The 22281-nt window shown below is 36.3% G+C and carries 24 protein-coding genes; 19 read left to right on the top strand and 5 right to left on the bottom strand.

The genetic code is table 11. The features are described 5' to 3' along the window. The first annotated feature begins 58 nt into the window (after window positions 1–58). From mnmL to SPB_RS07380, 9 genes are all read left to right on the top strand, one after another. Complete coding sequence (mnmL, locus tag SPB_RS07420; protein WP_037621380.1) at window positions 59–1012, top strand: tRNA modification radical SAM protein MnmL/YtqA; 954 nt, start codon at window positions 59–61, stop codon at window positions 1010–1012. After that, complete coding sequence (locus SPB_RS07415) at window positions 1005–1838, top strand: ABC transporter ATP-binding protein (protein WP_003104290.1); 834 nt, start codon at window positions 1005–1007, stop codon at window positions 1836–1838. Before mnmL ends, SPB_RS07415 begins: the two co-directional genes overlap by 8 nt. Beyond that, a complete protein-coding gene (locus SPB_RS07410; RefSeq protein WP_003105061.1) occupies window positions 1835–2620 on the top strand; it encodes an ABC transporter permease subunit in 786 nt (261 codons plus the stop codon). The genes SPB_RS07415 and SPB_RS07410 overlap by 4 nt, the downstream gene beginning before the upstream one ends. 6 nt (window positions 2621–2626) lie before the next feature. Next, window positions 2627–3172, top strand: coding sequence for a tRNA 5-(aminomethyl)-2-thiouridylate-methyltransferase MnmM (gene mnmM / locus SPB_RS07405; RefSeq protein WP_175282154.1), 546 nt, complete (start codon window positions 2627–2629; stop codon window positions 3170–3172). 162 nt (window positions 3173–3334) lie between these two features. Further along, entirely contained in the window at window positions 3335–4669 is a 1335-nt protein-coding gene (locus SPB_RS07400) for a hemolysin family protein (RefSeq protein WP_003102824.1), read from the top strand. A gap of 72 nt (window positions 4670–4741) precedes the next feature. Then, complete coding sequence (gene pflA, locus SPB_RS07395; RefSeq protein WP_003103661.1) at window positions 4742–5533, top strand: pyruvate formate-lyase-activating protein; 792 nt, start codon at window positions 4742–4744, stop codon at window positions 5531–5533. A gap of 117 nt (window positions 5534–5650) precedes the next feature. Continuing rightward, the gene (locus tag SPB_RS07390) at window positions 5651–6586 is read left to right on the top strand and encodes a manganese-dependent inorganic pyrophosphatase (protein ID WP_003102751.1); all 936 of its coding nucleotides are present in this window, start codon (window positions 5651–5653) and stop codon (window positions 6584–6586) included. Continuing rightward, window positions 6586–7050, top strand: coding sequence for a DUF8821 family protein (locus SPB_RS07385; protein ID WP_003104139.1), 465 nt, complete (start codon window positions 6586–6588; stop codon window positions 7048–7050). Before SPB_RS07390 ends, SPB_RS07385 begins: the two co-directional genes overlap by 1 nt. Window positions 7051–7090: 40 nt before the next feature. Next, window positions 7091–7750, top strand: a complete 660-nt coding sequence (locus SPB_RS07380; RefSeq protein ID WP_003103390.1) for a DUF1803 domain-containing protein — start codon at window positions 7091–7093, stop codon at window positions 7748–7750. Window positions 7751–7768: 18 nt separating this feature from the next. Here the strand turns inward: SPB_RS07380 and SPB_RS07375 are convergent, their stop codons facing one another. The 5 genes from SPB_RS07375 to SPB_RS07355 all read right to left on the bottom strand — a co-directional run bounded on the left by SPB_RS07375 (window position 7769) and on the right by SPB_RS07355 (window position 13197). Continuing rightward, window positions 7769–8764 carry a FecCD family ABC transporter permease gene (locus SPB_RS07375; RefSeq protein WP_003105420.1) on the bottom strand — a complete coding sequence of 332 codons (996 nt, stop codon included), beginning with the start codon at window positions 8762–8764 and terminating at the stop codon, window positions 7769–7771. Then, window positions 8764–9783 (bottom strand): FecCD family ABC transporter permease, encoded by a 1020-nt coding sequence (locus tag SPB_RS07370; protein WP_003104560.1) that lies wholly within the window; start codon window positions 9781–9783, stop codon window positions 8764–8766. Before SPB_RS07370 ends, SPB_RS07375 begins: the two co-directional genes overlap by 1 nt. A 16-nt stretch (window positions 9784–9799) precedes the next feature. Further along, window positions 9800–10720 carry an iron-hydroxamate ABC transporter substrate-binding protein gene (locus SPB_RS07365; protein ID WP_003103818.1) on the bottom strand — a complete coding sequence of 307 codons (921 nt, stop codon included), beginning with the start codon at window positions 10718–10720 and terminating at the stop codon, window positions 9800–9802. 24 nt (window positions 10721–10744) lie between these two features. Further along, window positions 10745–11527 carry an ABC transporter ATP-binding protein gene (locus tag SPB_RS07360; RefSeq protein WP_003105857.1) on the bottom strand — a complete coding sequence of 261 codons (783 nt, stop codon included), beginning with the start codon at window positions 11525–11527 and terminating at the stop codon, window positions 10745–10747. A gap of 218 nt (window positions 11528–11745) precedes the next feature. Beyond that, entirely contained in the window at window positions 11746–13197 is a 1452-nt protein-coding gene (locus SPB_RS07355) for a UDP-N-acetylmuramoyl-L-alanyl-D-glutamate--L-lysine ligase (protein ID WP_003104981.1), read from the bottom strand. Window positions 13198–13284: 87 nt separating this feature from the next. On the opposite strand from SPB_RS07355, the gene SPB_RS07350 reads away from it, so the two are divergent. From SPB_RS07350 to SPB_RS07305, 10 genes are all read left to right on the top strand, one after another. Continuing rightward, window positions 13285–14922, top strand: coding sequence for a putative polysaccharide biosynthesis protein (locus tag SPB_RS07350; RefSeq protein WP_003105776.1), 1638 nt, complete (start codon window positions 13285–13287; stop codon window positions 14920–14922). Window positions 14923–15089: 167 nt separating this feature from the next. Further along, a complete protein-coding gene (gene upp, locus SPB_RS07345; protein WP_003104995.1) occupies window positions 15090–15719 on the top strand; it encodes a uracil phosphoribosyltransferase in 630 nt (209 codons plus the stop codon). A 394-nt stretch (window positions 15720–16113) separates the two neighbouring features. After that, window positions 16114–16704, top strand: a complete 591-nt coding sequence (locus SPB_RS07340) for an ATP-dependent Clp protease proteolytic subunit (RefSeq protein WP_003104338.1) — start codon at window positions 16114–16116, stop codon at window positions 16702–16704. Between the two features lie 192 nt (window positions 16705–16896). Next, window positions 16897–17340: a YlbF family regulator gene (locus tag SPB_RS07335; protein ID WP_003105053.1), complete on the top strand. Its 444-nt coding sequence runs from the start codon at window positions 16897–16899 to the stop codon at window positions 17338–17340. Window positions 17341–17342: 2 nt separating this feature from the next. Next, window positions 17343–17618: a YlbG family protein gene (locus SPB_RS07330; protein WP_003102688.1), complete on the top strand. Its 276-nt coding sequence runs from the start codon at window positions 17343–17345 to the stop codon at window positions 17616–17618. A 146-nt stretch (window positions 17619–17764) separates the two neighbouring features. Beyond that, a complete protein-coding gene (locus SPB_RS07325; RefSeq protein WP_003105666.1) occupies window positions 17765–18940 on the top strand; it encodes an ABC transporter substrate-binding protein in 1176 nt (391 codons plus the stop codon). 38 nt (window positions 18941–18978) lie between these two features. After that, the gene (locus tag SPB_RS07320; protein ID WP_003104378.1) at window positions 18979–19848 is read left to right on the top strand and encodes a branched-chain amino acid ABC transporter permease; all 870 of its coding nucleotides are present in this window, start codon (window positions 18979–18981) and stop codon (window positions 19846–19848) included. Between the two features lie 2 nt (window positions 19849–19850). After that, entirely contained in the window at window positions 19851–20804 is a 954-nt protein-coding gene (locus SPB_RS07315; RefSeq protein WP_003103523.1) for a branched-chain amino acid ABC transporter permease, read from the top strand. Next, complete coding sequence (locus SPB_RS07310; RefSeq protein WP_003103139.1) at window positions 20805–21569, top strand: ABC transporter ATP-binding protein; 765 nt, start codon at window positions 20805–20807, stop codon at window positions 21567–21569. Beyond that, window positions 21569–22279: an ABC transporter ATP-binding protein gene (locus SPB_RS07305; protein ID WP_003106074.1), complete on the top strand. Its 711-nt coding sequence runs from the start codon at window positions 21569–21571 to the stop codon at window positions 22277–22279. The genes SPB_RS07310 and SPB_RS07305 overlap by 1 nt, the downstream gene beginning before the upstream one ends. Window positions 22280–22281 lie beyond the last annotated feature (2 nt).

Here is a 22281-nt window from a genome sequence, read left to right as displayed (position 1 = left end):
TGTCTAAACAACTCAATCGAGTTGTTTTTTTCTGTCTATTTAATGCTATAATATGAATATGAAAAAGAGATATCAAACCCTCAATGATTACTATCGACGGATATTTGGAGAAAAGATTTTTAAAGTTCCCATAGATGCTGGTTTTGATTGTCCAAATAGGGATGGAACAGTGGCCCATGGGGGCTGTACATTTTGCACTGTCTCAGGTTCAGGTGATGCCATTGTCGCACCAGATGCACCAATTCGTGAGCAATTTTATAAGGAAATTGATTTTATGCATGCCAAGTGGCCAGAAGTGAAAAAATATCTGGTCTATTTTCAAAATTTCACAAATACTCATGCCCCCTTGGCAACCATTAAAGAACGTTATGAACAAGCTATTTTCGAACCAGGCGTAGTAGGAGTAAATATTGGTACACGACCAGACTGCTTACCAGATGATGTGATTGCTTATCTGGGCGAGCTGGCGGAAACCATGCATGTTACTGTAGAGTTAGGTTTGCAAACAACATATGAAGTAACTTCACAGTTAATAAATCGTGCCCATTCTTACGCTTTATACAAGGAAACAGTTAAGCGCCTTCGCAAATATCCTAAGATTGAGATTGTTTCGCACTTAATTAACGGGCTCCCTGGTGAGACCCATGAGATGATGATTGAAAATGTTCGACGTTGTGTCACTGATAATGAGATTCAAGGGATAAAGCTCCATTTACTCCATCTAATGACAAATACCCGGATGCAACGAGATTACCATCAAGGTAGACTTCAATTAATGTCACAAGAGGACTATATATCTGTTATCTGTGATCAATTGGAGATCATACCAGAGGATATTGTTATCCACCGCATTACTGGCGATGCTCCAAGAGAGATGTTAATTGGTCCCATGTGGAGTTTAAATAAGTGGGAAGTTCTTAATGCAATTGATTTTGAAATGGAAAGAAGAGATTCTTACCAAGGATGTCGTAGTTCAAAAGAACTAAATGACAGGAGGAGAGAAGATGTCTGATACAATTTTAAAAATTGACAAATTATCTAAGTCTTATGGAAGATACTTAGCATTGGATAATTTAAATTTATCAGTTGAAAAAGGCGAAATTTTTGGCTTTTTAGGTTCAAATGGTGCTGGAAAGTCAACGACTATTCGTTGTATTTTGGAATTAATTGGGCATAGAAAAGGGACTATTACGCTTTTCAACAACCGTCATAAAACTATGGAAGATCTATTAGAGCATATTGGATACATGCCATCTGAGGCAATGTTTTACCCAACAATGACTGCTAAACAAGTTATCCGTTTTGCAGCTAAAGCACATGATAAAGATTGTACGAAAGAAGCAGACCGCATATGCAAATTGTTAGATGTACCGATGAACAAACGAATTCAAGATTTATCACTCGGAAATCGTAAAAAGGTCAGCATTGTTTGTGCTTTACAGCACCAGCCAGACTTGTTAATTCTTGATGAACCGACATCTGGTTTAGACCCTCTCATGCAGGAACGATTCTTCCAATTACTCCTGGAAGCCAAAGAGGCTGGAAGGACAACCTTCCTTTCCTCACATGTTTTATCAGAAGTAAAAGACTATTGCGACCGGGTCGGTATTCTCAAAAAAGGAAAACTGTTAGCAGTTGATACTGTAGAAAACTTGATGCGCAGTCAGAAGAAAATTGTCACTACTTGGAAAGATGGCGAATCAAATACCTTCACTTTTGAAGGGAAAGTTGATCAGCTTTTGGCCGACTTGAGCCAATTAAATCCTGATGATGTCTTGATTGAGGAACCTAGTTTAGAAGAACTGTTTATGCATTATTATCAGGAGGATGGCAAATGATTATCAGACATGAATTACGTCAAAACACAAAAAGTCTTTTGATATGGGCCATCACAGTTGGCTTAAGTAGTGCCCTTTGTATCCTGCTCTATGAGAGTGTCGCAGATAGTATGAAGAACATTTCAAATATCTATCAAGATATGGGTGGTGTCTCTAAGGCCTTGGGAATGGACAAAGTCTCTATAGCTTCTCTTGGGGGCTATTATGCGGTAGAAATTGCACTAATCTTTTCATTAGGCGCTGCCATGTATGGTGCTTTACTTGGTGTTTCAATTGTTGCCAAGGAAGAAGAAGCTCACACGGCAGAGTTCCTCTATAGTTTACCTTTGAGCAGACAAAAGGTTCTTAATGGTAAATATGTTGGCATGTTAATTTGCTTAGTTATTTTCAATATTATTGGCATCGGGCTAGAATACCTTGCTTTATGGAAAGTTAATATGGATTTTGATTATGCAGCGTTTTGGCAATACCATGGTCTGGTGCTTTTGTTACAAATTGAAATTGCCAGCCTTTGTTTTATGATTTCTGCTTTTACTAGAAAACGACTTATTGGACTTGGAATGGGAATCGTTCTATTGGCATACTTTATGGATATTATTTGTCGCCTAGTAGAAAAAGTTGACTACCTCAAGTTTGTCACACCATTTTATTTTACTAATGCGACAGATCGCTTTGCTGGTCAAAATTTAGACTGGAAAATGTTGGTTGTTGCTGCAGCAGTGATATTAATTTCATTAGCAATGGCAAGCTTAGTGTATAACCATCGTGATTTAGCAAGTTAGGAAGTAATAGTGAAAAAACCAATTCAATTATCACATGAATTTTTAAAAGAAGTTTTAACCCAAGATAGTTTGTTTGTTGATGCGACAATGGGAAATGGTAATGATACGCTTTATTTTGCACCCTTGGTAAAAGAAGTCATTGCCTTTGATATCCAAGAAGAAGCCCTTTTAGCGACTAGAAAAAAATTAGATGCTATTCATGTAAATAATGTTCAACTAATTCTTGATGGTCATCAACATGTGGATAAGTATACGGATAAGATTGATGGAGCGATTTTTAACCTTGGTTATTTACCAAGTGCAAATAAAGATTTAGTGACTAAACCAGATACAACAATACTAGCGCTTGAAAAAATTATAGAACGTTTAGTCGTCGGTGGTCGGATAGCAATTATGGTTTATTATGGCCATGAAGGTGGTCAAGAAGAGCGCAAAGCTTTGATGGCCTACCTGTCCAAATTGAATCAAAAAGAAATAACCGTGATGACTTATCAGGCGATTAATCAAGTCAATAATCCTCCATATCTGGTTATGATTGAAAAAAATAATTAGAAGTTAGCTTTGGCTAGCTTCTTTTTTTGTAGAGATATTTACTGAAAAATATATATATGAGTTTTTACGGAAAATTTTAGGATAATAAAAACAAAATAAATGCCAAGTAGTAAATATGTGCTATAATGAATGTACTATATATATTTTTAGGAGTTATTATTAATGGAAGACCCTGTGAGTCAGCCCTTATATTTACAAATTTTATTACTACTTGCCTTGACCTTATTAAATGCCTTTTTCTCAGCAAGTGAGATGGCTTTAGTTTCTCTTAACCGCTCGCGTGTTGAACAAAAAGCAGCAGACGGTGACAAACGATACATTCGCTTATTGACAGTTTTAGACCAACCAAATAATTTCTTATCAACCATTCAGGTTGGTATTACCTTTATTGGTCTCTTATCTGGGGCAAGCTTATCTGCTTCGCTTGGAAAAGTATTTTCACAATGGATGGGTGGTTCTGAAACAGCCCAGACAGCAGGAAGTGTTATTTCACTTGTTTTCTTAACCTATATCTCGATTGTGCTTGGTGAACTTTATCCAAAACGGATTGCCATGAATTTAAAAGATAAATTGGCAGTTATTTCTGCACCCGTGATTATTGTCTTAGGAAAAATGGTTAGTCCTTTCGTTTGGTTTTTATCAGCTTCGACTAATTTACTTAGTCGCATAACACCAATGACCTTTGATGACGCTGATGAACAAATGACGCGTGATGAAATAGAGTACATGCTTTCAAATAGTGAAGCAACTCTAGATGCTGAAGAAATTGAAATGCTACAAGGAATTTTCTCTCTTGATCAATTGATGGCGCGTGAAGTCATGGTCCCACGGACTGACGCATTTATGATTGATGTCAATGACGATGCAATGGAAAATATTAAAGAAATACTGAGTCAAAATTTTTCAAGGATTCCTGTTTATGATGATGACAAGGATAAAGTCATTGGCTTAGTTCATACCAAACGTCTGCTTGAAGCTGGCTTTAAAAACGGATTTGAGAATATACATATGAAACGTATTCTCCAAGAACCACTTTTTGTTCCAGAAACAATTTTTGTTGATGATCTTTTGAGACAATTTCGAAATACGCAAAATCAAATGGCTATTCTTTTAGATGAATATGGTGGAGTTGCTGGTTTAGTAACTTTAGAAGATTTGTTAGAAGAAATTGTTGGTGAAATTGATGATGAGTCAGATAAGGCTGAAAAGTTTGTTCATGATATCGGTGATAGAACTTATATTGTCGTTGGGACAATGACTTTGAATGATTTTAATGAATTCTTTGAAACAGAACTTGAAAGTGATGATGTGGATACCATTGCTGGTTTCTATATAACAGGAATTGGAAATATTCCAAGTCAAGAAGAAAAAGAAACTTATGAGTGTGAAAGTAACGGTAAACACTTAATTCTGATCAATGATAAGGTTAAAGATGGCCGTATTACTAAGCTAAAATTAATTGTTTCTAATATAGAACAGAATATTGACGAAGACTAGGCTATGGCCTAGTCTTTTTGGCTAAAAATGATATAATGAAATTGTTAACCGTTTTCATGAAAAGGAGTAAAAATGACAATTATAGATTATGGTCAAGTAACTGGTATGATACATTCTACAGAGAGCTTTGGGTCAGTTGATGGACCTGGAATTCGTTTTATTATTTTTATGCAAGGCTGTAAAATGCGTTGTCAGTATTGCCATAATCCTGATACTTGGGAGATGGAAACGAATAAATCACAAGAACGGACTGTTAAAGATGTCTTAAATGAAGCTTTGCAATATAAACATTTTTGGGGTAAAAACGGAGGGATTACCGTCTCTGGTGGTGAAGCCATGCTTCAAATTGATTTTATTACTGCCCTCTTCACGGAAGCAAAAGCTTTAGGTATTCATACGACGCTTGATACCTGTGGATTTGCCTATCGTGCAACACCTGAATACCATGAAAAATTAGATACTTTATTAGCTGTAACTGACTTAATTTTACTGGATCTTAAAGAAATTGATGAAGAACAGCATAAAATTGTTACCAGACAACCAAACAAAAATATCTTATTATTTGCCCAGTACTTGTCAGAAAAAGGGATTCCAGTCTGGATTAGACACGTTTTAGTGCCCGGTCTGACAGATATTGATGACCACTTAGAACGATTGGGTGCATTTGTAGCCACATTGAAAAATGTTGATAAATTCGAAATCCTACCATACCATACAATGGGAGAATTTAAATGGCGTGAACTTGGTATCCCTTATCAATTGGAAGGCGTCAAACCACCAACAAGAGAACGTGTTCAACATGCCAAAGAAGTGATGAAAACTGAGACATATACTGAATATCTCAATCGTGTTCATCAAAGTTAATGAGATTAGCAAATTTGCTAGTCTTTTTCTTGTTTTGTAAGGCTTTAAAGAAGGATACTTTGATTTTGAAAGGTAAATTTGCTAAAATAGAGTGAATAAATAGAATGAGGTATAAACATGTCTAAAATTTTTGTTTTTGGTCACCAAAATCCAGACTCTGATGCCATTGGTTCATCGTATGCATTTGCTTATTTAGCAAAACAAGCTTATGGTTTAGATACTGAAGTAGTCGCTTTAGGTCAACCAAACGAAGAAACTGCTTTTGCTCTTGATTACTTCTCAGTTACAGCACCACGTGTTGTGGAATCAGCTAAATCTGAAGGAGTGGATACGGTTATCCTAACAGACCATAACGAATTCCAACAATCTATCTCAGATATCCAAGAATTAAACATTTATGGCGTTGTTGACCACCACCGTGTAGCCAACTTTGAAACAGCTAACCCTTTATTTATGCGTGTAGAACCAGTTGGATCAGCATCATCAATTGTTTATCGTATGTTTAAAGAAAACAATCTTGAAGTACCAAAAGAAATTGCTGGGCTTATGCTTTCAGGCTTGATTTCAGATACACTTTTACTTAAATCACCAACAACTCATATGACAGACCCTAAATTGGCTGAAGAATTGGCAGAGCTTGCAGGTGTTAATTTAGAAGAGTACGGAATGGCCCTTCTTAAAGCAGGAACTAACCTCTCAAGTAAAACAGAAGAAGAATTAATTGACATCGACGCAAAAACATTTGAATTGAATGGTAATGCTGTTCGTGTCGCACAAGTTAACACTGTTGATATCAATGAAGTTCTAGAACGTCAAGATGCCATTGAAGCTGCAATCAAAACTGCAATTGCAACTGAAGGTTATTCAGACTTCGTGCTTATGATTACAGATATTGTTAATTCAAATTCAGAAATTTTAGCAATTGGTAGCAATATGGATAAAGTAGAAGCAGCATTTAAATTCACTCTTGAAAATAACCATGCTTTCTTAGCTGGTGCTGTATCACGTAAAAAACAAGTTGTACCTCAATTAACAGAGAGCTTCGGTATTTAATGTCATATATTGTAAATTTTAAAGAAGTTGAAACAACTTTATTAGAGGATTCTCCAGTAAAAGAAGTTTTAGCTGGTCTTCGCGCAAACGAAGCACGTTATTTCTGGAATAAATATAAGATTGACTATGAAGTCTTTACACCAGAAGAAAAACCAGAAATCCTCCCTTTCATTGAAAAAGTACTGGAAGAACGTGACATGGTTTTCCCCTATAAAGCACTTTGTGTTTCACAGATGGAAGTTGATGGTATTTTATGGTCACATGTCTATTATGTCAATGGACTTGCAGTAAATGTCTTATATACACTTGCTGAAGGTGGCAAACGCGCAGTTGGGTTTAAATTATCCAACGGCATTGACATTCCAAAAGAATTTGAGGGCAAATTTAAATTTGCCCGCCAACGTTCAAAATTAGCCGGTGAAATTCGTGGAACATTCTTTGTCGTCAAAAAAGAATACTTGTAAGAAGAAGGAGCAATCCTTCTTTTTTTGCTATAATAAGAACATGATTAAAATAATAAATCCGGATAAATTAACAGGCCAGCCATTTTTTAAAGAACTAATTAATTATTTGGCTGAAAATAATGATGTCATTTTAAGACAAATCAAAAAAGACTTTCCAGACCAAAAAAACTTGGATCGACACATAGAAGATTATATACAGGCTGGTTATATCGTAAGAGCTGACAAACGCTATCACTTGGCTTTGCCAATGCTTGAATCACTTGATAAACTACAATTAGATCAAATGGTTTTTATTGATGATTGCTCTGCTATTTACCAAGCCTTACAAGAGCTGCGCTTTGAAACCAAGCTAATAAATGAAACCAATGCTTGTGTTATCATAGAATCAACGGACTTTGAACGCCAGCAGTTGACCTTGTCTAATTATTTCTACAAGTTAAGTCATAAATATTCCTTATCTGACTCACAATTATCCCTTTATGAGCTAATTGGTGATGTAAATCAAAATTATGCCATGAAGTATGTGTCGACATTTCTTCTGAAGTTTACCCGTCGTCCAGTGGTCAAACAAAAAGTTGATGATATTTTTTGTCAAAGTTTGGTATTATTGGGTTATATTCAAATAGTTGGGGAAAATGCCTATGGTCTCCAAATGGCAGTTGATAGTGACCAACTAACTTTTATAGCAAAAAAAGCTTAGACACCATTGTCTAAGCTTTTATTTTGATTTTGACATCAGATAAAGGAAATAGGGTGCTCCAATAATTGAAATAACAATTCCTGTTGGGATATTAGTGCCAACTAAGAAAACGCGCACCAAGGTATCTGACAGGAGGAGAAAAATCATTCCAAGTAAAGCTGCAAAAGGTAATTTTAGGCGATGGTCTGCTCCGACAAATTGACTTGCAATATGTCCACAAATCAGTCCAACAAAGGAAATGTTCCCAAGTAATAAGACACTTAAGGCTGCTAAACTTGTTGAAAGGATAAGCGTAATTAACCTTTCTTTTTTTAGTGATAAACCTAGAGATGTCGCCGTTTCTTCATTAAAACTCAAAATATTTAGAGGATAACTGTGCCAGAAAGCTAAGGCTAGTAAAATAATCATGACTGGCAGGACCAAACTTAGACTTTTCCAATCATCACCAATAATTTGTCCACTTAGCCAACTAATAATATAATCAAGTTTAAAGGGGTTAACACGTCCTGTAATGGCAATCATCAGACTAGAAAGCATTAGTGACAAACCTACTCCGGTAATAATCAGTGTTTGACTTTTGAGACGACCAGTAGGACTTAAGGACATCCAATATACAAGGGCGACAGTTAGTAGGGCACTAGATATTACAATTAAGGGGAGAAAGGTCATGAGACCGGGCACTTCACCTGCATATACCGTTACCAAAGCTATTGCTAAGCCAGCCCCAGCATTGATGCCCAGGATACCAGAATCGGCTAATGGATTCTTACTGAGTGTCTGGAGTAATAGGCCCGAGATGGCCAAACTGGCACCGCCAAAGATGGCAGCTAAAATACGGGGTAGTCGAATGCTTGTAATAATAAAGGTCGTTGAAGCGTCAGCTTTTCCCATTAAAGACTTAAGGACAGCCAGAAGAGACATTTGAGAATCGCCAAAGGATAAGCTTAGGAAAAATAAGAAAGCGAGGAAGCTGATCAGAATAGCTAGAGAAAATGCAAATTTTTGTTTAGTCATCAATTTTCCGCCTTTCTAACCAGCCATAATAAAACTGGGAATCCGAGTAGACTCACCACAGCTGTTATAGGTGTTTCATAGGGTGGATTAATGACGCGACAAAGCAAGTCGACCCAGACGATAAAAGCTGCTCCTAGGATACCGATAATTGGTAAGGACTGCTTGTAATTGTGAGGGATGAAAGCTTTAGTGAGATGGGGTACAATCAGTCCGACAAAGGCTATATTACCAGCTAAAGAAACGGAAGTTGATGAGAGTACAAGGACTAAAGCTAAGAATAGTAGGGTTAGAGTAAAAGTTGATTGACCTAATGATTTTGCTTTTTCTTCTGCTAAACTCAAAATACTTAATTGATAAGCAAAGACTTGCAGAATAATGAGGGCTAGGATAATCACTGGTCCGACCATAGTAACCATTTTCCAATTGACGCCAACCAAGCCACCTGCTTGCCAGCCAATAATGGCGGTTGCTAAGTGAAAATAGTTAATCAACGCTTGTCCGATGGCTGAAAGGAGCATGGCTACCATTGCCCCAGATAAGATAAGGCGCATTTGCTGATACCCTCGGCCTTTTTGATAGGAAAGGCCAAAGACTAATAGGCATGCAAGTGTAGAGCCAACCATAGAAATTACAATAATTAAGGAATAGTGAAGCTGGGGCCAAATGGTATAGGCAATAGCCAGAGCTAAGGCAGCACCAGCATTAATTCCTAAAAGTCCAGGATCAGCAATTGGATTTCTGGTCACAGCTTGCATAATAGATCCAGATAACGATAAAGCAGTACCAACTAAGATAGCCGCAACAATTCTTGGTAAGCGAACATCAACCAGTATTGTTCTGATTTTCGATGGCTGACTAGATTTTAAGGCTATGAGTAATTCTTGAAATGAAAATGATTTTGCCCCATAGATTAAACTGAAATAGATTCCAATAAGTAGGATAAGGCAACTTATGAAAAGAATAAGCCAAAAATTTCTTGGCTTATTCTTAACTTTATCTTTTGTTTGTCCAAATAACATGGATTGTATAGTCCTTTTATTTTTGTGCCAAAATTGCCTCTTTGAGTGTTTTTAATTCATACTCTAAGGAAATTGGATCAGTGAAGTAGAAGGTATTTGCATTGACTTTAATGACATGCTTATTCTTTACAGCTGGAATATCTTTCCATAACTGGCTTTCATATAAAGCAGCGCCAGTTTTGTCATCCTCGGCAGCAACGACAACATAATCTCCAATGTAATCAGGCAAGACTTCTTGTGAGAGTGAAAGATAGCCTTTTGGAAAGACCTCTTTTTCTACCTTTTCTGGTGCATCATAGTGGAAGGCCTGATGGATAATTTCACCGCCTCGGCCCCAATCTTTACCAAACAAATAAATATCTTTTTGATAAAGTCCCATAATGGTGAAGGTTGCTTTGTCTCCGGTGACAGCTTTGACTTTCTTCTCAAATTGTGCGGTATCTTTATTCCATTTTTTTAACCAAGCTTCTGTTTTATCTTCTTGATTAAAGACTTTTCCAAAATCTGAAAAAACTTGGAGATAGTCATGTTTACGGTATTGAACGCATAAAGTTGGTGCGATTTTTGCTAATTGAGGCAAATTCTCTTCAGTTGAACCAGCCACAATTAAATCTGGTTTTAAGGCAGCAATACTTTCTAAATCCGCTGCCGAAACAATCTTCGCATCTTTTAAAGCATCTTTTAGGAGTGGATTCTTTTGATCATAAGTTGTTGCTCCTACTAAATGCAAATCTAATTTTGCAAGATAGCCTGTATAAGTTGAAGTTAAACTAACGACACGCTTTGGATGTTCTGGTATCGTTCCTTTATATGTGAAGCCTGTTATTTTAGGCATTTTAGATGGTTTTATAGTTGTTTTTTTTGGAGAATTGCTTGCGCAAGCAACCAAGATAAAAACAGATAAAGCTAAAGTAAGCAGTGACAGTATTTTTTTCATGAATTCTATTCTCCTAGAATAAATTTATAGTAAATCATAACTCAATAAAGTTGGGCAATGATGTTTAGGGTCTTCAATAATATCCGCTTGAATATTAAAGATATCTTTAATAATTGCAGGTGACATCACTTCAGTGACGGTTCCTTGGTATTGAATTTGACCATTTTTCATAGCAATTAATTGGTCAGAAAAGCGAGATGATAAGTTGAGGTCGTGCAAGACCATAATAATAGTTTTACCTTCATTTTCATTTAGACTTTTTAGTAATTGTAATATTTCTAACTGATGATTCATATCTAGATATGTCGTTGGTTCATCAAGAAAAATCGTATCCGTATCTTGTGCCAAGGCCATTGCAATCCAAACTCTTTGACGTTGACCACCAGACAAAGAATCAATAGCAAGGTCAGCCAGTTCACTGGTATTTGTGGCAGTAAGGGCCCAATTTATGATAGCAATATCTTTGTCTTTTAATCGACCAAGTCTGTCTTGATGTGGGTAGCGACCATAAGAAACTAAGTCATAAACTTTGATGCCTTGACTGGCTTCTTGAACTTGAGGTAATAAAGCAATTTTTTTAGCAATTGTTTTGGTCGGCATAGTTGCAATGGATTGACCATCGATGATGATTTGTCCTTGATTAATAGGGAGGATACGGGTTAATGCTTTCAGCAAAGTCGATTTGCCACAACCATTTGCGCCAATAATAGTAGTCATTTTATTATCCAATAATTCAAGTGACAAGTCATTCAATACAATAGTTTGATCATATGCAACTTCAATTTTTTCTGCTGAAATAATTGACATTATCCCCTCCCTTTTTCTTATAGTATATTTTAAGAGCTTTCTCATTATAGCATAGAAAAAAGACAGGACAAAGCCTTTTATATTGCATTTCTGTAAAAATTGACTTGTTTGTAATGGTTAAAAAGAGTAGTAAGAATGGTTATAAAAATCACTAATAATGATTATAAATAATGCTCTTTTACCAATTGAGCAGTAAAAAAAGACACCAGAGAGGCGTCTTAATCATTTATTAATGATTGAGCAACTGCTAAGTCACCAGGATAATCTGTTTTTTGGCCATTAACAATTTGATAGGCGTCGGCTCCTTTACCAGCAATGATTAAGGCGTCACCTTCTTTTTGGCAATCTTTGATGGCCGTTGAAATGGCTTTTGTACGATCAGCAATGATCGAGACAGATCTATTGACGTGATTTGCAATTTCTTGGCAAATATCTTGTGGGTCTTCGAAGTTTGGATCATCAGCAGTTAAATATACTTTTAAGGTTGGGTGATTATTAATTACCTGACCAAAATCTGCTCGACGGCTTTCACCCTTGTTACCTGTTGCACCAATGATTAAGCTGATATTTCCTTTTTGGTGTTCTTCAACAACTGTAACTAATTTTTCTAGACTATCTCCATTATGAGCATAATCAACGAAAACTTTTGCACCACTTGGATGTGAGATAACTTCCATTCGTCCAGGGACGCTAGTCCTAGCAATTCCTTGCTTAATGTCTGTCAAATCAGCACCTAGACGTAGACAAGCTAGTCCAGCAGCAGTAGCATTTTCTTGATTGAATTTCCCAATTAATTGGATATCATAATCTCCAGCCATTTTACCATTAGCACTAAAAGTAAAGGCTTGACTGTTTAATATCTGATTTTCTGACTGACTACCATAGAAGTCGTGCTCCTGATTGGCAACTTGTTCAGCTAAAATATCAAAATGATCCATATCACTATTAATGATAACTGCTCGGCTATTCTCCATTAAAAGTCTCTTATGATAGAAGTAGTCCTCGAAAGTAGGGTGCTCAATTGGACCAATGTGATCTGGGCTGATATTGAGAAATACACCGACATCAAAGGTTAAACCATAAACACGTTCGACCAAGTAAGCCTGACTTGAGACTTCCATAATCAAATGAGTCATTCCATTATCAACAATAGTTGACATCATTTGGAAAAGGTCCAAAGATTCTGGTGTAGTTAATTGAGATTTGAAGAAAGTTTTGCCATCAAGAGTGGTGTTCATTGTTGATAACATGGCTGGCTTATGGGATTCTTGCAAGATATTGTAAGCGAAGTAAGCAGCAGTCGTTTTGCCCTTAGTTCCGGTAAAGGCTAATAGCTTAAGCTTATCTTGCGGATTACCATAAAAATCTTTAGCAATAATAGCCATTGCCTTTTTGATATCAGTAACGATGATTGCCGGAATACCAACTTGATAGTCAACTTCTGAAACATAGGCAGTTAATCCCAATTTAATTGCAGATTCTAAGTATTCTGCCTTAAATGCTGCGCCTTTAGCAAAAAAAAGCGTACTCATATCAACTTTTCGGCTATCATAAGTAAGGTTAGAGAAGGTTAGGGCAGAATAATTAAAATAATAATTTTCTTTGTCTAACACTTCCCTAAAGTTTTTATCTTCCTTAAGAAGTTCAATAGTTTTTTCAATTGTAATCATATAACTTATTTTATCTCTAAAGTTCTAGATTTACAAGTATCATTCAAAAGTTTATAATATAGCTACTACATCTTAGAAAGAATAGATATGGAAACAAACAACAACGAAATAACCCAAAAGGAACTGATGTTGCGTGGAACAGCATGGTCCACAGCTAGTAATTTTATCAGTCGACTCTTAGGTGTGATCTATGTCATCCCATGGTTTATCTGGATGGGCAAATATGCGACACAGGCCAATGCCTTATTTAACATGGGCTATAATGTATATGCCTATTTTTTATTGATTTCTACTACAGGCCTCAATGTCGCAATTGCAAAACAGATTGCCAAATATAATTCCCTTGGACAAACTGAGCATAGCTACCAGTTGATTCGTTCAACTATGAAATTGATGCTGGGTCTAGGACTCTTCTTTTCATTTGTTATGTATATCACTTCCCCTATTTTTGCATCAATGTCGGGTAGTGATCAACAGTTAATTCCAGTCATGCACAGTTTATCATTAGCTGTCCTTATTTTCCCTATCATGAGTATCATTAGGGGAATTTTTCAGGGACATAACAATATTAAACCATATGCATTGAGTCAGATTGCTGAACAAATTGTTCGGGTCATTTGGATGCTAATCGCAACTTACATGGTTATGAAACTGGGATCTGGTAATTATGTTGAAGCAGTAATCCATTCGACATTTGCAGCATTTATTGGGATGATTGCCAGTATGTTAGTCTTGGTTTTTTATCTCAATAAAGAAGGATTGTTAAAGAAAATTTTTGCAAAACCTGTTATGGATATTAAAATTGATGCCAAAGGTTTATTGTGGGAAACAATAAAAGAATCAATTCCTTTTATTGTTACTGGTAGTGCCATCCAAGCCTTTCAATTAATTGACCAATGGACTTTCATTAATAGTATGTTGCTCTTTACCAAGCTTCCTAAGGCACAACTAATGGAGCTATTTGGATACTTTAATGCCAATCCAGCAAAAATTACGATGATTCTTATTGCTGTTGCAGCTTCAATTGGTGGCGTTGGAATTGCTTTATTGACAGAGAATTATGTCAAGAAAGATATGCATGCAGCAGCTAAATTAATCATCAATAATATTACCATGTTATTCATGTTTTTATTACCAGCATTGACAGGGGCAATTATTTTAGCCAAACCTCTCTATGTGGTCTTTTATGGAGTGACAGTACCAACAGCAATCAGTTTGTTTAGAGTTGTTTTATTACAAGTTATTTTACTAGCACTCTATTCCTTACTTGCACCAATGCTCCAAGCCTTATTTGAAAATAAAAGAGCCATGCTCTACTTTGCTTATGGGGTTATTGTAAAACTTGTCTTACAGATTCCATCGATTTATTTATTCCATGCTTATGGACCCTTGCTTGCAACGACTTTTGGTTTACTCTTACCAATCGTGTTAATGATCCGTCGCTTACATCAAGTAACTAAATTTAATAGAAATTTGTTATTCCGTCAAATTCTATTATTAGCAATTCTAACAGCAGTAATGGGAATTGTGGTGGTTCTTGGAAATTGGATATTAGGTTACTTCTTATCGACTGATGGCCGAAGCGCCAGTCTCCTTTATTTATTAATTATTGGTGGTCTTGGCTTTAGTATCTATGGCTATTTAACATTAGTGACACATCAATTGGATAAATTGATTGGTGATCGCAGAGCTGAAAATCTTCGTCGAAAATTTAAAATTGCTTAAATTGACAACCTAGTGAAACTAGGTTGTTTTTTTTATTCTAGTGGATCGAGTAGAATCTATTTACTCTGTTAAGGTTAGAATAACTTAGGCTTTAAAAAAATCTGCAAAAGTTGAAGATTTCTGCTATAATGTTACAAGTGAAAAAAATAAGAAGGAAGTAAACGACCATGGGAAAATTTCAAGTTATTTCGCATCCACTAATTCAACACAAATTATCAATTTTGCGTCGTCAAACGACGTCAACTAAAGATTTTCGTGAATTAGTCAACGAAATTGCAATGTTAATGGGATATGAAGTATCTCGAGACCTTCCAGTTGAAGATGTTGAAATCACAACTCCAGTTTCAAAAACTGTTCAAAAACAATTAGCTGGTAAGAAATTAGCAATTGTTCCAATCTTAAGAGCTGGTATTGGTATGGTTGATGGATTTTTAAGTCTCGTTCCAGCTGCAAAAGTTGGACACATCGGTATGTACCGTGATGAAGAATCATTAGAACCAGTTGAGTACTTAGTCAAACTTCCAGAAGATATTGATCAACGCCAAATCTTTGTTGTAGATCCAATGTTAGCGACAGGTGGTTCAGCTATTTTAGCAGTTGATTCATTGAAAAAACGTGGTGCTGCAAACATCAAATTTGTATGTTTAGTAGCAGCTCCAGAAGGGGTTAAAAAATTACAAGATGCTCATCCTGACGTTGATATCTTCACAGCCGCTTTAGATGAAAAATTAAACGAACATGGTTATATAGTCCCAGGACTCGGCGATGCAGGTGACCGCTTGTTTGGTACTAAGTAAAAGTCCGGTGGACTTTTACTTAGACGAGCCTTGAAATAAAGACGCGAGTCCTTAGACTCCGGTGGACTTTTACTTAGACGAGCCTTGAAATAAAGATGCGAGTCCTTAGACTCCGGTGGACTTTTACTTAGACGAGCCTTGAAATAAAGACGCGAGTCCTTAGACTCCGGTGGACTTTTACTTAGACGAGCCTTGAGAAACAGATTAGAGTAAACAGCTCTTTTCAAAATATTGTTCTAAATGGACTTTCTAGTTTAAGTGCTAGAAAGTTTTTTTAAAAGTAAGTTTATTATTTGACCTATTTTGACCAATAGATTATAATAAGGTCATCATAAAAGATTACCTGGCGCAAGAGTTGATTTCACTCTACAGGTAAATTAGATTGGAGAATTATATGATTCCTGTTGTTATTGAACAAACAAGTCGTGGTGAACGATCTTATGATATTTACTCACGTTTATTAAAAGATCGTATTATTATGTTAACTGGTCCTGTTGAGGATAACATGGCTAATTCTATCATTGCTCAATTGTTATTCTTAGATGCACAAGATAATACTAAAGATATTTACCTTTATGTTAATACACCTGGTGGTTCTGTATCTGCTGGTTTAGCAATCGTTGATACAATGAACTTCATTAAATCTGATGTCCAAACAATTGTTATGGGGATGGCAGCTTCAATGGGTACAATTATTGCATCATCTGGAACCAAGGGTAAACGGTTCATGTTACCAAATGCTGAGTATCTAATTCACCAACCAATGGGCGGTGCTGGAAATGGTACACAGCAGTCGGATATGGCAATCGTTGCGGAGCAATTATTAAAAACTCGTAAACGCTTAGAAAAAATTCTTGCTGATAACAGTGGAAAAACAATTAAAGTAATCCATAGAGATGCTGAAAGAGATTATTGGATGGATGCTAAAGAAACTTTAGCTTATGGGTTCATCGATGAAATCATGGAAAACAATAGCTTGAAGTAAAAAAGCCTAGACATCTTGTCTAGCTTTTTTTGTACTATAATTATATCCAAATAATCAGGATACTGAGATAAAAGACATATCTGTGGAGAGTGATGTCTTTTTATTTTAAACATGCTATAATTGAAGAAAGCCAATAATAAATAAAAATCGACTAGAATAACTGATTCTGAGACATTATGATATAATCAAGTTATGTTAGTCATAAATGAAGACTTAATAGTAATTGATGATGCCATTGACCAATTGGTCAATGATTTGCTTGAGAGAGATGAGTTTCTTAATTATCAAGAAAAGTTAAATGCACTTGATCAAGATAGTGAGGTCCAAGTTGCTATTCAAGAACTAAGTCAATTAACTGATAGCTATACAAAAGAGATTGATTTTGTAAAGTTTCGACCAGAATTGAGAGAGTTGAGGAGGACGATTCTGGCAAACAAGAAGAAACTTGATATGAATTCAAAAGTGATCGAATTGAGATATGCGGAAGTAGCATGTCAAGAAATTCTAGCTGAAATCAGTCAGCAGATTGCAAATGTGGTGTCTCCCACAATTTTTGTTGATGAAGGTTTACCTCTATCATCAAGTAAAGAGCACCCAGAAATTGGTATCTATCAAAATATCAAAGAAAAGGATTAAACATGTATTCAAAACAAGATAGAGTAGGCATCGTTGTTTATTTATATTACAATCGTGATGCAAGAAAAGTTACTAAGTTTGGTGACTTATATTATCATTCTAAACGCTCTCGTTATTTAGTATTGTATGTCAATAAAGAAGATGCAGAGTCGAAAATACAAGAAATTGAAAAATTTAAGTTTATTAAAGAGGTAAAACTATCTGCATTTGATGATATCAATCATGAATTTGTAGGAAATTTACACCGTAAGGAAGAGGAGAAATCTAAAATTGTCTGACAATTAAAGTGTCCTTTAAAAAGCCTAGAAGTATTACTTCTTGGTTTTTTCTTTATTTTTAAAAAAATAATCTTAAATTATTGACAATTTTCAGATAATTCTGTATTCTTATCTACATATCAATTTTATTAAATGAGGAAATGCATATGAAAAAGAGACTTGTACTTTGGTCAATGGCAACAATATCACTAATGTCTTTAGCAGCTTGCGATGCTGCGCCGCCAAGTAGTACTTCTAATGCCAAAGGAACAGAAATAAAAAAAACCATTAAGTTAGGCTTAAATTTAGAGTTGACTGGCCCAGTCTCAGCCTATGGTGGTGCTGAAAAGGTCGGTGCTCAAATGGCAGTTAACGAAATCAATCATGCAGGTGGAGTCAATGGTAAAAAAATTGAGTTGGTAACTAAAGACAATAAATCAGAGAATGCTGAATCCGCAACTGTAACAACCAGTCTTGCTACTCAAAATAATGTTAATGTTATCGTCGGACCAGCTACTTCAGGTGCAGCAGCTGCTGCCTCACCAAATGCTACGGCAGCCGCAGTTCCATTAATTACCCCTTCGGGAACACAAGATGACTTAACTATTGCTCGTGATGGGAAAACCTATGATTACATCTTTCGAACTACCTTTATTGATTCCTATCAAGGGGATGTCATGTCAACCTTTGCGACTGACCAATTAAAAGCTAAAAAAGTTTTCCTTTTTTATGACAATTCAAGTGATTATGCAAAAGGAATAGCTAAACAATTCAAAAAGGTCTATAAGGGTAAAATTGTTGCCGAAGCAACCTACCAATCTGGAGACACAGATTTTCAATCTGCTCTTACCAAATATAAAAATAAATCATTTGATGCGGTGATTATGCCAGGTTATTATCAAGAAACTGGAACAATTATTAAACAGGCTCGAGAAATGGGTATTACTGCACCAATCGTTGGTCCTGATGGCTTTGCTGATGATAAGCTTGTTGAACTTGGTGGCAAAGAGAATGTTACCAATGTTTACTACCTATCAGGATATTCAGAAAAGACTTCCAAGAAAGCCGCTAAATTTGCCAAAACATTCAAAGTAAAATATGGCTCAAATCCTTCAATGTTTGCAGCCTTAGGCTATGATTCAGTTTATATGGCAGCAAAAGCCTCTGAAAATGCAAAATCTTCAAAGGATATTTCTAAAGCTCTCGCCAAATTGAAAGATTTTAAAGGTGTTACAGGAACAATGACCATTGATAAGCATCACAATCCTATTAAATCTGTATCTGTGATTGGCTTAACAAAAGGTAAAGTAACCTCGACAACAGTTATCCAAGCAAAAAAATAATGCTTGTACCAGATTATTAAGAAAGAACGGTAACAAATATGCTCCAACAACTTGTAAATGGCCTAATCTTAGGTAGTGTCTACGCCTTGTTGGCCCTCGGCTATACAATGGTCTACGGGATCATCAAACTCATCAACTTTGCTCACGGCGATATTTATATGATGGGTGCCTTCATTGGCTATTATTTAATTAATACACTTCATTTAAACTTTTTTGTAACCCTATTGTTAACAATGGTTACCACAGCAACCTTGGGGGTGTTAATTGAATTTTTAGCCTATCGACCCCTAAGGAATTCGACGAGAATTGCTGCGCTGATAACAGCAATTGGTGTCTCATTCTTGCTAGAATATGGCATGGTCTATTTTGTGGGTGCAGAAGCGCGTGCTTTTCCACAAGCTCTCAAAATCATCAAGTACAACTTTGGACCAATTAGCGTGACCAATGTCCAATTAACCATCTTGTTGGTTTCTCTTATGCTGATGCTTGCTCTGCAATTCATCGTCAAACAAACCAAAATGGGTAAAGCCATGCGTGCAGTTTCGGTTGATAGTGATGCTGCTCAACTAATGGGAATTAATGTCAATTCAACAATAAGCTTCACCTTTGCTTTAGGTTCTGCCTTAGCAGGTGCGGGTGGGGTCTTAATTGGTTTATACTATAATTCAATCAATCCATTAATGGGTATGACACCAGGGATTAAAGCTTTCGTAGCTGCCGTTCTCGGAGGAATAGGGATTATTCCTGGTGCAGCCCTAGGTGGCTTTATCATCGGTCTCTTGGAAACATTTTCAACTTCTATTGGTTTATCAAGTTACCGTGATGCTATTGTGTATGCTGTCTTAATTATTATCTTACTAATTAGACCAGCCGGACTTCTAGGAAAAAATGTAAAGGAGAAGGTATAGTCATGAAAAAAAATATGTCATCCATTTTATCATGGGCAGTCTTAGTTACTGTTATTTTCCTTGTTCTTAGTTTTCTTATTGGTCAAGGTATTTTAGGTCCCTATTATGTGCAGATTTTAATGGGGATTGGAATTTCAATTATTATGGCGATGGGAACTAACCTTGTACTTGGTTTCTCTGGTCAGTTTCCTTTAGGACAGGCTGGCTTTATGGCCATCGGGGCATATACTACAGCCATTATTACACAAAATATTCCAACTTATTTAGGATTTTATGTTTCAATGCTAGTTGGAATATTAGTTGCAGGCTTAGTAGCGGTAATAGTTGGATTTCCGACCTTACGTTTGAAAGGGGATTACTTAGCTATTGCAACTTTGGGTGTTGCTGAGATAATTCGAATCGCTATTGTCAATGGTGGAGAAGTAACCAATGGCGCAGCTGGTTTAACAGGGATTCTTCGTTACACATCATGGCCAGTAGTTTTTGCCTTTGTTGTCCTCATCATTGTTTTAACCATGAATTTCTTACAGAGTTCAATTGGTCGTCAAGTCATTTCTGTTCGTGAAGATGAAATTGCGGCTGAATCAATGGGAGTTAATACAACTAAAATCAAAGTAGCAACCTTTGCTTTTGCTGCCATGACAGCAAGTGTTGCTGGTTCACTTTATGTCGGTTATATTGGCACTGTTGTACCAAAAGACTTTACAATTATGCGTTCGATTGATTATTTAATTATTGCTGTATTAGGTGGCTTAGGTTCAATGACTGGAACCATCCTTGCGGCAATTGTACTTGGAGGACTAAATATGTATCTCCAGAGCTTTTCAGAAGTTCGAATGATTGTTTACTCATTAGCATTAATACTCGTCATGGTTTTCAAACCAGGTGGATTATTAGGGACAAAGGAATTTCAATTTTCTAAATTATTTTCAAATAAGACAAAGGAGGGCAGATAGATGGCGCTTCTTGAAGTGAAAAATTTAAGTAAACACTTTGGCGGTCTAACAGCTGTTGGAGATGTCACGATGGAATTACATGAAGGGGAATTAGTTGGTTTAATTGGGCCAAATGGTGCTGGTAAAACAACCCTCTTTAACTTATTAACTGGTGTTTATGTACCTAGTGAAGGGACTGTAAGCCTTGATGGTACTGTCTTAAATGGTAAATCCCCATACAAAATTGCATCTTTAGGTTTATCTCGGACTTTCCAGAATATTCGTCTCTTTAAAGATATGACTGTTCTCGAAAATGTCTTAATTGGTCTTGCTAATCAATCAAAATCTCATACTTTAGCTAGTTTGCTTCGTTTACCAGCTTATTACAAATCAGAAGCAGAACTTAAAGAAAAAGCTTTAGAATTACTGGCTATCTTTAATTTGGAAAAAGAAGCTGATACACTTGCTAAAAATTTACCTTATGGTCAACAACGACGCTTAGAAATTGTCCGTGCCTTGGCAACCAGGCCAAAGATTCTTTTTTTAGATGAGCCTGCTGCAGGGATGAATCCACAGGAGACAGCAGAGCTGACGGCATTAATTCGTCAGATCAAGAATGACTTTGGGGTTACAATTATCCTTATCGAGCACGACATGAGTCTTGTTATGGAAGTTACTGAGCGGATCTATGTTTTAGAATATGGTCGCTTAATCGCCCATGGCAATCCTGAAGAAATAAAAAATAATAAGCGCGTTATCGAAGCTTATCTTGGAGGTGATCTATAATGTCAATGTTATCAGTTGAAAACTTATCCATTAATTATGGAGCTATTGAAGCTGTTAAGGATGTTTCATTTCACGTTGAAGAGGGCGAGGTTGTAACCTTAATTGGGGCTAACGGTGCTGGAAAGACTTCCATTTTAAGAACAATCTCGGGTTTAAATCGTCCCAAAAGTGGAAAAATTAGTTTTTTAGGTAAAGAGATTCAAAAAATGCCAGCGAGAAAAATTGTAGCTGAAGGTTTATCTCAGGTGCCAGAAGGACGCCATGTTTTTCCTGGCTTAACAGTTATGGAAAATTTGGAGATGGGTGCCTTTTTGAGCAAAGATCGTGAAGAAAATCAAAAAAATCTTAAAATGATTTTTGATCGTTTCCCACGACTTGAAGAGCGTAAGGTTCAAGATGCCGCAACTCTTTCGGGTGGTGAACAGCAGATGCTTGCAATGGGTCGAGCCTTAATGAGTAAACCCAAATTACTCCTTTTGGATGAACCATCGATGGGATTAGCGCCAATTTTTATTCAAGAAATTTTCGATATCATTCAGGATATTCAAAAGCAAGGGACAACGGTCTTGTTAATTGAACAAAATGCCAATAAAGCATTATCTATTGCTAATAGAGCCTATGTTCTAGAAACTGGGAAAGTAGTTTTATCCGGTTCTGGTGTGGAACTATTAGCTTCTGATCAAGTTAAAAAGGCTTACTTGGGTGGCTAATT

Source organism: Streptococcus parauberis NCFD 2020 (assembly GCF_000187935.1).
Classification (GTDB): Bacteria; Bacillota; Bacilli; order Lactobacillales; family Streptococcaceae; genus Streptococcus; species Streptococcus parauberis.
Note: the sequence above shows the minus strand (reverse complement) of the source record. Positions and strands in the feature narration are given on the sequence as shown.

Excerpts from the sequence above, each read along its gene's own strand:
- mnmL (WP_037621380.1), top strand. The coding sequence starts at position 59 with ATGAAAAAGAGATATCAAACCCTCAATGATTACTATCGACGGATATTT.
- SPB_RS07415 (WP_003104290.1), top strand. The coding sequence starts at position 1,005 with ATGTCTGATACAATTTTAAAAATTGACAAATTATCTAAGTCTTATGGA.
- SPB_RS07410 (WP_003105061.1), top strand. The coding sequence starts at position 1,835 with ATGATTATCAGACATGAATTACGTCAAAACACAAAAAGTCTTTTGATA.
- SPB_RS07400 (WP_003102824.1), top strand. The coding sequence starts at position 3,335 with ATGGAAGACCCTGTGAGTCAGCCCTTATATTTACAAATTTTATTACTA.
- pflA (WP_003103661.1), top strand. The coding sequence starts at position 4,742 with ATGACAATTATAGATTATGGTCAAGTAACTGGTATGATACATTCTACA.
- SPB_RS07390 (WP_003102751.1), top strand. The coding sequence starts at position 5,651 with ATGTCTAAAATTTTTGTTTTTGGTCACCAAAATCCAGACTCTGATGCC.
- SPB_RS07385 (WP_003104139.1), top strand. The coding sequence starts at position 6,586 with ATGTCATATATTGTAAATTTTAAAGAAGTTGAAACAACTTTATTAGAG.
- SPB_RS07380 (WP_003103390.1), top strand. The coding sequence starts at position 7,091 with ATGATTAAAATAATAAATCCGGATAAATTAACAGGCCAGCCATTTTTT.
- SPB_RS07375 (WP_003105420.1), bottom strand. The coding sequence starts at position 8,764 with ATGACTAAACAAAAATTTGCATTTTCTCTAGCTATTCTGATCAGCTTC.
- SPB_RS07370 (WP_003104560.1), bottom strand. The coding sequence starts at position 9,783 with ATGTTATTTGGACAAACAAAAGATAAAGTTAAGAATAAGCCAAGAAAT.
- SPB_RS07365 (WP_003103818.1), bottom strand. The coding sequence starts at position 10,720 with ATGAAAAAAATACTGTCACTGCTTACTTTAGCTTTATCTGTTTTTATC.
- SPB_RS07360 (WP_003105857.1), bottom strand. The coding sequence starts at position 11,527 with ATGTCAATTATTTCAGCAGAAAAAATTGAAGTTGCATATGATCAAACT.
- SPB_RS07355 (WP_003104981.1), bottom strand. The coding sequence starts at position 13,197 with ATGATTACAATTGAAAAAACTATTGAACTTCTTAAGGAAGATAAAAAC.
- SPB_RS07350 (WP_003105776.1), top strand. The coding sequence starts at position 13,285 with ATGGAAACAAACAACAACGAAATAACCCAAAAGGAACTGATGTTGCGT.
- upp (WP_003104995.1), top strand. The coding sequence starts at position 15,090 with ATGGGAAAATTTCAAGTTATTTCGCATCCACTAATTCAACACAAATTA.
- SPB_RS07340 (WP_003104338.1), top strand. The coding sequence starts at position 16,114 with ATGATTCCTGTTGTTATTGAACAAACAAGTCGTGGTGAACGATCTTAT.
- SPB_RS07335 (WP_003105053.1), top strand. The coding sequence starts at position 16,897 with ATGTTAGTCATAAATGAAGACTTAATAGTAATTGATGATGCCATTGAC.
- SPB_RS07330 (WP_003102688.1), top strand. The coding sequence starts at position 17,343 with ATGTATTCAAAACAAGATAGAGTAGGCATCGTTGTTTATTTATATTAC.
- SPB_RS07325 (WP_003105666.1), top strand. The coding sequence starts at position 17,765 with ATGAAAAAGAGACTTGTACTTTGGTCAATGGCAACAATATCACTAATG.
- SPB_RS07320 (WP_003104378.1), top strand. The coding sequence starts at position 18,979 with ATGCTCCAACAACTTGTAAATGGCCTAATCTTAGGTAGTGTCTACGCC.
- SPB_RS07315 (WP_003103523.1), top strand. The coding sequence starts at position 19,851 with ATGAAAAAAAATATGTCATCCATTTTATCATGGGCAGTCTTAGTTACT.
- SPB_RS07310 (WP_003103139.1), top strand. The coding sequence starts at position 20,805 with ATGGCGCTTCTTGAAGTGAAAAATTTAAGTAAACACTTTGGCGGTCTA.
- SPB_RS07305 (WP_003106074.1), top strand. The coding sequence starts at position 21,569 with ATGTCAATGTTATCAGTTGAAAACTTATCCATTAATTATGGAGCTATT.